Genomic DNA, 13,033 nt, shown 5'->3' with positions numbered 1-13,033 from the left:
GGCCATGCAATTCAAGACCTTCGACATCCTGCCGCACGGCACCACCTTCGACTTCGTCGGCAAGCGCCGCATCGCGGTGGTGCTGTCCCTCATCGTCAACCTGACCGTCATCCTCTGGGCGCTGCCGGCCATCCACGGCCTGAACTTCGGCGTGGACTTCGCCGGCGGCACCGAGATGGAGGTCAAGTTCGGCGAGGCCCTCGACCCCGGCGCCATCCGCAAGAGCATCGAGGAGCTGGGCTTCAAGGACGCCTCGGTGCAGGTCTACGGCGCCGAGTCCGAGAACACCTTCCTGATCCGCGTCGGCCGCATCGCCCTGATGGGCGAGGCCGACGTCAAGCGGGTCGAGGAGGCGGTCAAGGCCAAGCTGCCGGTGGCCTCCACCTCCTTCAACGCCGAGATCGGCGACAAGATCGACTTCCAGTTCACCGGTCCGGTGGCGGTGGCCGACCTGCAGGCGGCCGTGGAGGGCGCCGGCATCAAGGTGCGCGAGGTCCGCGAGGAGGCCGGCCTGACCGCCGGCACCAAGTCCTACGCGGTCATCACCCAGGGCATCCGCGAGAAGGTGGAGCACGATCTCAACGCCCGCTTCGCCACCGCCACGCCCGAGGTGCGGCGCGTCGAGTTCGTCGGCCCGGCGGTGGGGCGCGAGCTGCGCAACCAGGGGTTCAAGGCCATCCTCTACGCCATGGCCCTGATCGTGGTGTACATCGGCCTGCGCTTCGACTTCCGCTTCAGCCCGGGCGTCATCATCGCCATCGTCCACGACGCCATCGTCACCCTGGGCTACTTCGCCTTCACCGGCCGCGAGTTCAACCTGACCTCCATCGCGGTGATCCTCACGGTGGTGGGCTACTCGGTGAACGACACCGTGGTGGTCTACGACCGCATCCGCGAGAACCAGACCAAGTACAAGGGCAAGTCGCTCGGCGACATGGTCAACCTGGCCATCAACGAGACCCTGGGCCGGACCTTCCTGACCTCGTTCGCCACCGCCCTGTCGCTGGTGGGCCTGCTCGTCTTCGGCGTCGGCACCATCTTCGACTTCGCCTTCGCCATGCTGATCGGCATCGTCTCCGGCACCTACTCCACCTGGTTCATCGCCGCGCCGATGACCATCTGGCTGGAGGAGCGGGCCGCCAAGCGGAAGGCCGGGCCGCAGCAGCCCGCGGTGGCCACCAAGTAGCCGGGCCGCCACCCGCGGCGGACCGCGGCCCCCTCACCCGTGGCGGTGATGGGGCCGCGCCGCGTAGAGGGGTCGGGAGGAGAGCCCGCCACGGCCCCTCAGGGCGCCCACTCCAGCCCGTCGCAGACCAGCGGCAGGTCGTCGGGCGAGCCGAAGAAGCTGCAGGTCAGCTCCAGCGGCTGGCCGCGCACCGTGGCCACGGTGGAGACGGTGACCATGGCGCCGCCCCAGGCCTCGGCCACGCCGCAGCGGGTGGCCACCCCATCCACCAGGCAGGGCCGCCCGTCGGCCGGCGGCGCCGGCACCGGCTCCAGCGGCGGCGGCGCCTGGCCGACCGCCTCCGCGGCGCTGTCGGCGTACTCCAGGTCGGAGGGGGCGATCTCCTTGGGCAGGCCGACCCGGCGCCAGCGCCAGCCGTCGGAGGCGGAGCAGGAGACGTCGCCCCCCTGCGGGTGGGCGGCCACCTCGCACCCCGCCGGCACCAGCACAGGCCGGCCCGCCAGGAGCGGCGCCAGCGGCGCGGCCCGGGGCGGACCGGCCCGCCACGGCAGCGCCCCCGTGGCGTCGGCCACGAGCTCGCAGCGGGCCGGCGCCACCCCGGCCTGGGCGGCGCACCAGACCAGCCGGGTCCGCCCCTCGCCGAAGGGGACGGTGACCACCAGGCCGGTGCCGCGGCTGCGGGCCGGGCTGGCCCGCGAGGCCAGGCCCAGGCGGGTGACCGACCGCCGCGCCCCGGCCAGCGGCAGCGTCACCACCTCGGCGGTGGGCTGCCCGCCCGTGGTGAGCGCCACCTCGGCCTGGCCGGTGGTCCGGAGGGCCGCGTCGGTCTCGCCGTAGGGGTCGACCACCTCCGCCACCAGGCCGCCGCACTCGACCCGCCAGCGGACCCGCTCCACCTGGGCCGAGCGGCAGCCGGCCAGCGCCACGACCGGGTCGGCGGGAGGGGGGACCACGGCGCTGTCGCCGCGCTGGCCGCCGGCGCAGCCGGCCAGCGAGGAGAGGGCGGCCAGGGCGGCCAGGCAGGGCAGGGCGGCGGGGCGGGTGGCCCGCGCCAGGCGGCGCGAGGGGCGGCGAGGGAGGCGGGTCGGCATGGGTGGTTGACTGTAGGTGGCGGACCGCCAGCCGTAAAGCGCGGGGTGGCACCCTGTCAGACCCGGCTGCTATCCGCCCCCCTCGTGAACCAACCGGTGGTCAAGCGCTGGATCGAAGGGCCCCCCGCCGGCGAGGGGGCCCTGGCCCTGGGGCGCGCGCTGGGGCTGCACCCCCTGGCGGCCCGGGTGCTGGCGGCCCGCGGGCATGCCGAGCCAGCCGCCGCCACCAGCTTCCTGGCCGCCAGCCTGGCCGACCTGCCCGACCCGTTCAGCATGAAGGGGATGGAAGGGGCGGTGGCGCGCCTGGCCCGCGCGGTGGCGGCCGGGGAGCGCATCGCCTGCTACGGCGACTACGACGTGGACGGCGTCACCTCCACGGTGCTGCTGGCCGGGTTCCTGCGCGCCGCCGGGGCCGACGTGGTCACCTACACGCCCCACCGGCTGGTGGAGGGCTACGGGCTCAACACCGGGGCGGTGGAGAAGCTGGCGGCCGCCGGGGTCCAGCTGGTGGTCAGCCTGGACTGCGGCATCACCTCGGTGGAGGAGGTGCGCGCCGCCGCGGCGCTGGGGCTCGACACGGTGGTGGTGGACCACCACACCGTGCCGGTGGAGCTGCCGGCGGCGGCCGCCATCCTGAACCCGCACCAGCCGGGCTGCGCCTACCCCTCCAAGGAGCTGGCGGCGGTGGGGGTCACCTTCGCGCTGGTGATGGCGCTGCGCCGGCGCCTGCGCGAGCAGGGGCGCTTCGGCGCCACCCGCCCCGAGCCCAACCTGAAGGACGCCCTCGACCTGGTGGCGCTCGGCACGGTGGCCGACGTGGTGCCGCTCACCGGCGCCAACCGGGTCCTGGTCCGCTGGGGCCTGGAGCAGATCGCCCGCACCCGGCGCCCCGGCCTGGCGGCCCTGAAGCGGGTGGCCGGCCTGGTGGACGGCGCGCCGGTGACGGCCGGGCAGGTGGGCTTCCGGCTCGGGCCGCGCATCAACGCGGCCGGCCGGCTCGACGACGCCGGCCGCGGGGTGCGCCTGCTGCTCGACGCCGACCAGGCCACCGGGCGGGCGCTGGCCGAGGAGCTGGACCGCGAGAACCAGGCCCGGCAGGAGATCGAGCGGACCATGCTCGAGGAGGCCCTGCTGGACGCCGCCGCGGCGGTGGCGCGGGGCGCCCGCGGGCTGGTGCTGTCCCGCCCCGGCTGGCACCCGGGCGTGGTGGGCATCGTGGCGGCGCGGGTGGCCGAGCGCTTCCACCGGCCGGCGGTCCTGATCGGGGTGGCCGAGGGGGTGGGCAAGGGCAGCGGGCGCTCCATCGAGGGGTTCCACCTCTACGACGCGCTGGCCACCTGCCAGGGGCACCTGGCCCGCTTCGGCGGCCACCGGCACGCCGCCGGCGTCACCATCGAGCCGGCGCGGGTGGCCGCCTTCCGCGAGGCCTTCGAGGCGCACGCCGGCGCGGCCCTCACCGAGGAGCAGCTCACGCCGCGCTGCCGCATCGACGGGTGGGTGCAGGCCGGCGACCTGACCGCCCGGGCCGCCGAGGACCTGGAGAAGCTCGGCCCCTACGGCGCCGGCCACCCCGAGCCGGTCTTCGCCCTGCGCGCCGACGCCAGCCAGGCCCGCACCGTGGGGGCCGAGCAGCAGCACCTCAAGCTGACCGTGGGGAAGGGGCTGGACGCCATCGGCTTCGGGCTGGGCGGCCACGCCGCGCTCTGCCGCGGGCCGGTGGAGGTGGCCTTCACCTTCGGCTTCGACGACTGGAACGGCCTGAGGCGGCTGCAGCTCAAGGTGCGGGACGTGCGGGCGGCGGGGTAGCGGGCCCGCTCAGCGGCCGGTGCGGCGACGGGAGGGGATGGCCTCACGGCCGTTCAGGCCACGCCCCAGCGGACCCGCTGCAGCGGGGTGAAGAGGCCGCCGCGCCGGGCCAGCTCCACCACCCGGATCCGCTCGGCCATCCGGACGAACTCCTCCTGGCAGGCGAGGCCGCAGAAGTGCCAGGTGCGGCCGTGGTGCCAGACCGCCTGGGTGGCGGCGCCCGAGGCCTGGACCAGCTGCCCGCAGACCGGGTCGACCGCCACGCCGTCGCGCGCCTCGCCAGGCTCCACGCCGAAGTCCTCGCGCTCCAGACCGACTCGAATCGTCACGGGTGCTCCTCTGCAGCGCCTTGGGACGGCGCGCCTGCTCCATGCCTGGAGGGAAAGCACACACCGGGCCAGGTGGCCTGACCCCGTGATCCCGGATGGTTAGGCCCGAGGAGGGGTGGCCGGGTGGCGTTCTTTACCGGGCGGCGAACGGTCAGGAATGCAGCCCGAACACTCCCGGCGGCCGCGGGCAGCGTCGCCGCGCCGCGCCCGTCGCACGTCCTTGACCTCCGTCCTTTCGCGGTGTTAGCTGCCCGTCTTCACCTGCGCAGGACCTTCTGGAGGCCAGACGTGGCGCGCTTCATCACCGAGCTCAAGCGGACCCACAGCTGTGGACAGCTGACCAAGGCGGAGGAGGGGCAGGAGGTCATCCTCTTCGGCTGGGTCAACAACCGGCGGGACCACGGCGGCGCGGTCTTCATCGACCTGCGCGACCGCGAGGGCGTGACGCAGGTGGTCTTCGAGGAGGACGTGCGGCCCGAGGTGCACGACCTGGCCGGCCAGCTGCGCCTGGAGTACTGCGTGGGCGTGCGCGGCAAGGTGGTCTCGCGCGGCGGCAACGTCAACTCCAAGCTCAGGACCGGCGAGATCGAGGTCCACGCCTTCGAGCTGGAGATCTTCAACCGCAGCGAGCCGACCCCCTTCCAGATCGAGGAGAAGCTCGACACCGCGGAGGAGAAGCGCCTGCAGTACCGCTTCCTGGACCTGCGGCGGGCCCCGCTGCAGCGCTCCCTGATGACCCGCGCCCGGGTCAACCACCTGACCCGCAACTACTTCACCGACAAGGGGTTCCTCGAGCTCGAGACCCCGTTCATGGTGAAGTACACGCCGGGCGGCGCCCGCAACTTCCTGGTGCCCAGCCGCCTCAACCCCGGCAAGTTCTACGCGCTGGCCGAGAGCCCGCAGCTCTTCAAGCAGCTCTACATGATCGCGGGCTTCGACAAGTACTTCCAGATCGTGCGCTGCTTCCGCGACGAGGACCTGCGCCTCGACCGCCAGCCCGAGTTCACCCAGATCGACGTGGAGATGTCCTTCGTGGTCCAGGACGACATCTTCGACGCCATCGAGGGGCTGATCGTGAAGCTCTGGAAGGAGGTGCTGGGGGTCGAGATCCCGCGCCCGTTCCAGCGCATGCCCTTCTACGAGTCGATGGACCGGTACGGCAACGACAAGCCCGACCTGCGCTTCGGCATGGAGCACGTGGTGCTCACCGACCTGGTGCGGCAGCACGACGGCGGCGGCGTGCCGCTGCTCAAGGAGGCGGTCGAGGCCAAGGGCCTCGTCAAGGGCATGAAGGTGCCGGCCTCCGCCAACCTCTCGCGCACCGAGATCGACAAGCTGGAGGAGTACGTCAAGGGCATGGGCTCGAAGGGGCTGGCCCGCGCCAAGGTGGGCGAGGGCGGGGAGTGGACCCAGTCACCCTTCGCCAAGACCATCACCGCCGAGCTGCGCCAGGCCATCAACGCCGCCTGCGGCGCGGCCCCGGGCGACCTGCTGCTCTTCCAGTTCGGCAAGGAGTCGGTGGTCCAGACCGTCATGGCCAACCTGCGGCTGCACCTCGGCAAGCGCATGGGCCTGATCCCCGAGTACGGCTCGGGCGGGAGCTGGCGCTTCCTCTGGGTCATCAACCCCCCGCTCTTCGAGTTCGACGAGGAGAGCGGCCAGTGGGCCGCGGCCCACCACGCCTTCACCCGGCCGCACGACGAGTGTCTCCAGTACCTCGAGACCGACCCGGGCAAGGTGGACTGCTACCGCTACGACTGCGTGCTCAACGGCTTCGAGATCGGCGGCGGCTCCATCCGCCTGCACGACCCGGCCGTGCAGGCGCGGGTCTTCAAGGCCATGGGCATCTCCGACGAGGACGCCCGGAGCAAGTTCGGCTTCCTGCTCGACGCGCTCAAGATGGGCGCCCCGCCGCACGGCGGCATCGCCCTCGGCATGGACCGCCTGGTCATGCTGCTGACCGGCGCCGAGTCGCTGCGCGACGTGGTGGCCTGGCCCAAGTCGCAGAAGGGCACCGACCTCATGACCGGCGCCCCCGGCGACGTCGACCCCAAGCAGCTGCGCGACCTGTACGTGAAGAGCACGGTGGAGCCGAGCACGTAGCGGGCCCTGGCGGGGGACCATGGCGCGCTACGCCGTCACCGTCGTCCAGCCGCCGGGATACCTCCACGCGGCCGCCTTCCAGGAGGTGGGGGAGACGCTCCTCCACGCCCTGGCGGCGCTGGGGCACGACGTGGTGCTGGGGCCCGACGCCCCGGCCGGGCGCACCGCCATCGTCCTCGGCTCCAACCTGCTGCCCGGCCACCCGCTGCGGCTGGCGCCGGACGCCATCCTCTACAACCTGGAGCAGATCGAGCCGGGCTCGCCCTGGCTGACGCCCCAGCTCCTGGCGCTCTTCCGGCGCCACCCGGTGTGGGACTACAGCGAGCGCAACGCCGCCCGCTACGCCGAGCTCGGCCTGGACCGCCCCCGGGTGGTGCCCATCGGCTGGGTGCCCGAGCTGACCCGCATCCCGCCGGCGCCCCTGGAGGACCTGGACGTCCTCTTCTACGGCTCGGTCAACCCGCGCCGCCTGGCCGTGCTCGACGCCCTGCGCGCCGCCGGGCTGCGGGTGGAGGCGGTCTTCGGGGTGTACGGCGAGGCGCGCGACCGGCTCATCGCCCGCGCCAAGGTGGTGCTCAACGTCCACTACTTCGAGGCCAAGGTCTTCGAGGTGGTGCGGGTCTCCTACCTGCTGGCCAATCGGCGCTGCGTGGTCTCGGAGCGCGGCGCCGACCCGGCCGAGGAGCGCGAGCTCGAGGCGGCGGTGGCCTTCGCGCCGTACCAGGGGCTGGTGGAGACCTGCCGGCGGCTGGTGCAGGACCCGGCCGAGCGGGCCCGGCGCGCCGCCCTGGGGTTCGAGCTCATGTCGCGCCGCGACGCCGCGGCCATCCTGGCGCCGCTGGTGGGCGGCACGCCGCCCGTCCGGCCCGCCGCCTCCACCCCGGCCCGCCCGGCGCCCCCGCCGCCGCCCGCCGCGCCCTCCACCGCCCCCTCGCCGCCGCACCGCGAGCCATCCGCCGACCAGAGGAGCCCCCCCATGTCCACCGCCACCTCGCCCGCCACGCCGCCGCTCTCGCTCGAGGACGTGGTGGCCATGGCCGCGCCGGCCGGCAAGCGGATCCTGGCCCTCAACTGCGGCGACGGCGAGCTCGGCGCCGGCCTGCTGGCCGCCGGGGCCCTGGAGGTGGTGGGCCTCGACGCCTGCGCCCGCGGCCTGACCCGGTCCCGCCTGACCGCCACCTACCGGGTCTCGCCCGACGCCGCCCCCGAGCTGCCCTACGCCGACGGCTACTTCGACGTCCTGCTGGTGGAGGACCTCTCCAGCCTGCTGGCGCCCGGGCCCACCCTGCAGCACCTGCGCCGCTGGCTCTCCGACGGCGGGCGGCTGGTGGCGGCGGCCCACAACGGCTCGCACGAGGCCGCGCTGCTGGCGCTGCTCGGGGAGGGGCGCTGGCCGGCCAGCGCCGGCCGCAGCCCGCGCTCCATCGGCACCGCGCTGGAGACCGTGCTGGCCGCCGGGTTCCTGGTGGACGACGACGTCACGGTGGTGCGCTCCGCCCCGGGGGAGGCCGCCGAGGTGCTGCGGAAGCTCTGCGAGGCGCTGGGCGCCGAGGCGGCCAAGGTGGCCGACGGGCTGACCCTGGTGCGGGCGGTGCTGACGGCCCGGCCCGCCGAGCCCCTCGGCCAGGCCGCCGCCGCCCTGCCCGACCCCTGGCGCGGCTCGCGCGCCGTGAAGGTGCTGGTCACCCCGGACCTCGACAACCCCGAGGACGCCTGGCTGGAGGCGGTGGCCGGCCTGGCCGCCGGCCTCTCCGGCAACGCCGGCGTGACCCTGGGGGTGGCGCTGCCGCCGGGGCTCCTGTCCCCGCCGCCGGAGGCGCTGGTGCGGGCCGTCGAGGGCGTCGAGGTGGACCTGCTGCTCACCGAGGCGCCGGTGGACGACGCCGGCTGGACGCGCCTGCTGGCCGGGGCCGGGACCTGGATCATGACCGGGCCCCAGCCTGCGCTGCTGGCGCTGGCGCGGCTGGTGGGCGTGGACGTGCAGCGCGGCGCCTGACCCGAGGGGCCCCGTGACCTACGACGTCATCATCCTCGGCGGCGGCGTCAACGGGCTCGGCACGGCCCGCGACTGCGCCCAGCGCGGGCTGCGGGTGCTGCTGCTGGAGAAGGGCGACCTGGCCAGCGGCGCGTCGGGCGCCAGCTCCGGGATGATCCACGGCGGGCCGCGCTACATGCTGTCCGACCCGGCGGTCACCCGGCTGGCCGCCACCGACTCCGGCTTCATCCAGCGCATCGCGCCGCACCTGCTCTTCCGCGTGCCGTTCCTGCTGCCCTTCACCTCCAGGGGCGCCGCGCCGGGCCCCTGGGAGCGGGCGGTCCACTACGCCACCGAGGCCTTCTTCGGCGCCTACGACAAGTTCCAGCCGCTCAAGCGCGGCCAGCCCTCGGCGCGGCTCACGGCCGCCGAGCTCTACGCGCTCGAGCCGGGGCTGCGCCCGGGGCTGCACGGGGCCGTCACCTTCGACGAGTGGGGCATCGACGGGCACCGGCTCTGCGTGGTGAACGCCCTGGCGGCCCGCGAGCACGGCGCCGAGGTGCGCACCTGGACCGAGGCGCGCGAGGTGCTGCGCGAGGGGGGGCGGGTCTCCGGGGTGCGCTGGCTCGACGCCCTGACCGGCGAGACCGGCGTGGCCCGGGCCCCGGTGGTCTTCAACGCCACCGGCGCCTGGTCGCCGGGGCTGGCGGCCCGCAGCGGCGCCACGGTGCGGATGCGGCCGGGCAAGGGGGTCCACCTCACGCTCGACCGGCGGCTGTCGGACTTCGCGGTGATCTGCGCCGCCATCGACGGGCGGCAGATGTTCGCCTATCCGCACGAGGACGAGACCTGGATCGGCACCACCGACGACGACTTCCACGGCGACCCGGACGACCTGGAGGTGACCCACGACGAGGTCGAGTACCTCCTGGCCGGCGCCGCCTCGCTGCTGCCGGCGGTGCGGCAGGCCCGGGTGACGCGGGCCTGGTGCGGCCTGCGCACCACCCTGCACGCCTGGGGGCCGAACGAGGACGCCCTGTCGCGCGAGCACGAGCTGTGCGACCACGCCGCCGAGGGGGCCGCCGGGCTGCTCTCGCTGGTGGGGGGCAAGCTGGCCTCCTACCGGGTGCAGGCCGAGGAGGCCACCGACCGGATCCTGGCGCTGCTGGGCCAACCCCCCGGTGCCGTGCCGCACCCACCAGGTGGCGCTGCCGGGCGGCGAGGCCGTGCCCGACGTGGCGGCGCTGGCGGCGCGCCACCAGGTGGCCGCCCCGGTGGTGGCGAGGGTGGCCTACCGCCACGGCGCGCGGGCCGAGGCCGTGCTCCGGCTGTGCGACGAGGACCCGCGGCTGCGGCTGGTGGTGTGCCGGGACGCCGGCCTGCTGGCGGCCGAGGTGGTCCACTGCCTGCGCCACGAGCTGGTGCGGCGGCTGCGCGACCTGCGCTCGCGCTGCAAGCTGGCGGTCTGCGGCTGCGGCGGCCTGGACTGCGCCCGCCTGGCGGCGCAGCTGGCCGGGCGCGAGCTGGGCTGGTCGCCCGGGCAGGTGCGCGCCGAGCTGGCCGACCTGCTGGAGGTGGGGTGGCGGGAGCGGCGGGTGGTGCTGGACGGCGCCCAGCTCCAGCAGGAGGAGCTCCTGCGCGGCGCCCACTGGGGGGTGGGCCGGTGAGGGCGCTCTCCGCGCAGGTGCTGGTGGTGGGCGGCGGCCTGGCCGGCGCCGTGGCGGCGCTGGCGGCGCGCGCCGCCGGCGCCACGGTGATCCTGGTGCGGCGCGCCCCCGGGGCCAGCGCGCTCTCCGGCGGGGCCATCGGGGTGGCGCCGGACCTGGACGCCTTGCCGTCCGACCTGCTGCTCGACCGCCGCTCGCCCCTCGAGTCGGCGCGGCGGCTGGCGGAGCGGCGCCCCGAGCACCCCTACGCCCGGCTCGGGGTGGCGGCGCTGGAGGAGGCGCTGGGGTTCGCGGGGGCCGAGCTGTCGGCGGTCCTCGAGCCTGCCGACGGGCGGCCGCGCTTCCTGGCCCACGTCTCCGGGGCGGTGGCCGAGGCGGCGCTCTGCCAGCGCACCCAGGCCGCGGGCGACCTCAGGCGGGTGCGCGGGCTCCTGGTGGTGGCCGGCTTCGGCGGGCACCTCGGCTTCGACGCCGGGCTGGTGGCCGCCGGGGTGGCGGCGCGCACCGCGGTGGGGGGCCCGGCGGCGCTGGCGGTGGAGGTGGCCTGGCCGGTGGGGCCGGCGCTGGCCCAGGCGCGGCCGGTCGAGCTGGCCCGGGCCCTGGAGGCGCCGGGGGCGGCCGAGGCGCTCGGCGCGGCGCTGCGCCTGGCGCTGCCGCCGAGGGCCGCGGTGGCGCTGCTGCCGCCGGTGCTGGGGCTCGACCCGGCGGCGCGGGTGGCGCAGCGGGTGGCGGCGGCGGCCGGCCTGCCCGTGGCCGAGGTGATGTCGGATCCGCCCAGCGTGCCGGGCCTGCGGCTCGACGCGGCCCTGCTGGCGCGGCTGCGCGAGGCCGGCGTGGAGGTGGTGCACGGCGAGCTCGCGCCCGGGGGCAGGCCGGGGCGGGCGGCGGCGGTCACCACCGCGCGGGAGGCCGGCGCCGACCTCGAGATCACCGCGCCGGCCTGGGTGCTGGCCACCGGGCGGTTCCTCGGCGGCGGGCTGGTGCGCGGCGGCGCCCTGCGCGAGCCGCTGCTGGCCCTGCCGGTGCTGGCCTCGGAGTCGGGCGCCTCCGGCGTCCGGCTGGCCACCCGCCCGGCCGCCTCGCTGACGGTGCGGCAGCGGCTCTCGGCGCAGCCGCTGCTGGCGGCCGGCCTGATGGTGGACCCCTCCTGCCGGCCGCTCGGCGAGGACGGCCTGCCGGTCCACTTCCGGCTCTTCGCCGCCGGCGCCCTCATCGGCGGCCACGAGCACGCGGCCGACGGCACCGGGCTCGGGGTGGCCATCCTGTCGGGCTACCTGGCCGGGCGCGGGGCGGCCGGCCAGCCGGGCGCCTGAGAGGCCCCTCTGCGCCGTCAGGCCGCCGGGGCCGTGATCACCAGCCGGCCGGCGCCGCTCCGCCGCGCGGCCGCCTCCAGGGCCGGGGCGGCGTCCTGGAAGAGCACCTCCGGCGCGGCGCCGCCCAGGGCGCGCAGCGCCGCCAGCCCGCCCGCGGCGCAGAAGCCGACGCCCGGCACGGGGATGGCGATCAGGGCGCCGGCCCCGAGGCGCGCCAGGGCCGAGGCCAGCTTGTCGGCGAAGCCGAGCGGCGAGCGCAGGGCCGGGTGGACCAGCAGCGCCACCCCCCGCGAGGCCGCGGCCAGGCCGGCCCGGGCCGCCGCCGGCAGGCCCAAAGGCCCCTCCACCACCCGCACCAGGCCGGGGTGCTCGGCGGCGAAGCGCCGGACGAACTGCAGCGTGCAGTCGGTCGAGCCGGCGTCGGCCACCAGGAGCTCGTCGGCCGGCCCGAGGTTGGCGGCCAGGTCCTCCAGGCACGGCGCGATGGTGCGCAGCGCGTCCAGCGTCGGCACCACCACCGAGAGGGGCGGGCGCCCGGCCGCGGGCGGCGGCGGGGGCGGCCCCCGGCGGCGGTCCACGTCGAAGGCGGTGAAGCGCCCCATCCAGCGGCGCTGCAGCAGGTCCTCGTTCTCCCTGGCCTTGAGGAAGCGGCCGTCGCTCACCGACTCGTGGTGGACGAGCACGCTCTCCGGCACGTAGACCACGCGCCGCCCGGACTCGCGGACCTTGAAGCACAGGTCCATGTCCTCGTAGCCGTTCAGGAAGGCCTCGTCGAAGCCGCCCAGCTCGCGGAAGACCTCGGCCCGGATCAGCAGGCAGGCGGCGGTCACCGCCGACAGCTCGAGCGGCCGGGTGCTGGCGCCGGCCGGCTTGCGGTAGTCGAGGTGGAACGGGAAGACCGGGAGCGGGTCGGCGTAGGCCACCCCGACGCCGGCGTGCTGCAGCGTGCCGTCGGGGAAGAGCAGCTTGGCCCCCGCCACCGCGATGCCGGGGTCGCGCTCCAGCGGCGCCACCAGGGGCGGCAGCCAGCCGGGCCGCGCCTCGGTGTCGTTGTTGAGGAAGAGCAGGTAGCGGCCGCGGGCCAGGGCCGCGCCCTGGTTGCAGGCCCGCGAGAACCCCAGGTTCTGGTCGTTGCGCTGCACCCGGATCCCGGGCAGCAGCGGCAGGGCCACCGCCGTCTCGTCGGTGGAGCCGTTGTCCACCACGATGGTCTCGTACGGCACGCCGCGGGTCTGCTCGAGCAGCGAGACCAGGCAGCGGAAGGTGAAGTCCCACTTGTTCCAGGCCGGGATGACGATGGAGACGAGGGGCTCCCCTGCAACACCGGTCGAGGCCATCTCGGGTGATCCCTTTCCGCCCGCCCGTGCGGGGACGGGCCTGCCGCGGGTGACCTGACTGCAAGGGTGGGGCCGCGTCAACCCGCTGACGGCTCCGGCCGGGCAGGGCCCGCGCCCCGGCCAACCCGACGGTTTCCCCCGAGATTCGCGGCCGGGCTGGCCAGGCGACGTTCTTGCAATCCCAGCAGGGCTGTCGCCCTCGTGACGCCTCGCCAGGGAATCGCCC

8 protein-coding genes and 1 pseudogene are annotated in these 13,033 nt (G+C 75.8%); 6 read left to right on the top strand and 3 right to left on the bottom strand.

Annotation, left to right across the window (positions count from 1 at the left end; all coding sequences use genetic code 11):
- Positions 1–4 precede the first annotated feature (4 nt).
- The gene (gene secF / locus IPO09_10990; protein MBK9517861.1) at positions 5–1,186 is read left to right on the top strand and encodes a protein translocase subunit SecF; all 1,182 of its coding nucleotides are present in this window, start codon (positions 5–7) and stop codon (positions 1,184–1,186) included.
- 98 nt (positions 1,187–1,284) lie between these two features.
- Here secF and IPO09_10985 read toward each other — a convergent pair whose 3' ends face one another.
- Positions 1,285–2,277: a hypothetical protein gene (locus IPO09_10985; protein ID MBK9517860.1), complete on the bottom strand. Its 993-nt coding sequence runs from the start codon at positions 2,275–2,277 to the stop codon at positions 1,285–1,287.
- A 111-nt stretch (positions 2,278–2,388) separates the two neighbouring features.
- Between IPO09_10985 and recJ the strand changes: the two genes are divergently transcribed.
- Complete coding sequence (recJ, locus tag IPO09_10980) at positions 2,389–4,083, top strand: single-stranded-DNA-specific exonuclease RecJ (protein MBK9517859.1); 1,695 nt, start codon at positions 2,389–2,391, stop codon at positions 4,081–4,083.
- Positions 4,084–4,136: 53 nt separating this feature from the next.
- Here the strand turns inward: recJ and IPO09_10975 are convergent, their stop codons facing one another.
- Positions 4,137–4,412: a YHS domain protein gene (locus tag IPO09_10975; GenBank protein ID MBK9517858.1), complete on the bottom strand. Its 276-nt coding sequence runs from the start codon at positions 4,410–4,412 to the stop codon at positions 4,137–4,139.
- A 288-nt stretch (positions 4,413–4,700) separates the two neighbouring features.
- Between IPO09_10975 and aspS the strand changes: the two genes are divergently transcribed.
- From aspS to IPO09_10955, 4 genes and pseudogenes are all read left to right on the top strand, one after another.
- Positions 4,701–6,515 (top strand): aspartate--tRNA ligase, encoded by a 1,815-nt coding sequence (gene aspS / locus IPO09_10970; protein MBK9517857.1) that lies wholly within the window; start codon positions 4,701–4,703, stop codon positions 6,513–6,515.
- Positions 6,516–6,534: 19 nt separating this feature from the next.
- A complete protein-coding gene (locus IPO09_10965) occupies positions 6,535–8,511 on the top strand; it encodes a methyltransferase domain-containing protein (protein MBK9517856.1) in 1,977 nt (658 codons plus the stop codon).
- A gap of 13 nt (positions 8,512–8,524) precedes the next feature.
- Positions 8,525–10,157: pseudogene (locus IPO09_10960) on the top strand (glycerol-3-phosphate dehydrogenase/oxidase).
- Positions 10,154–11,470, top strand: coding sequence for an FAD-dependent oxidoreductase (locus IPO09_10955; GenBank protein MBK9517855.1), 1,317 nt, complete (start codon positions 10,154–10,156; stop codon positions 11,468–11,470). The pseudogene IPO09_10960 and the gene IPO09_10955 overlap by 4 nt, the downstream one beginning before the upstream one ends.
- A 17-nt stretch (positions 11,471–11,487) precedes the next feature.
- Here IPO09_10955 and IPO09_10950 read toward each other — a convergent pair whose 3' ends face one another.
- Positions 11,488–12,807: a glycosyltransferase family 2 protein gene (locus IPO09_10950; protein ID MBK9517854.1), complete on the bottom strand. Its 1,320-nt coding sequence runs from the start codon at positions 12,805–12,807 to the stop codon at positions 11,488–11,490.
- Positions 12,808–13,033 lie beyond the last annotated feature (226 nt).

Source organism: Anaeromyxobacter sp. (genome assembly GCA_016718565.1).
GTDB lineage: Bacteria > Myxococcota > Myxococcia > Myxococcales > Anaeromyxobacteraceae > JADKCZ01.
Note: the sequence above shows the minus strand (reverse complement) of the source record. Positions and strands in the feature narration are given on the sequence as shown.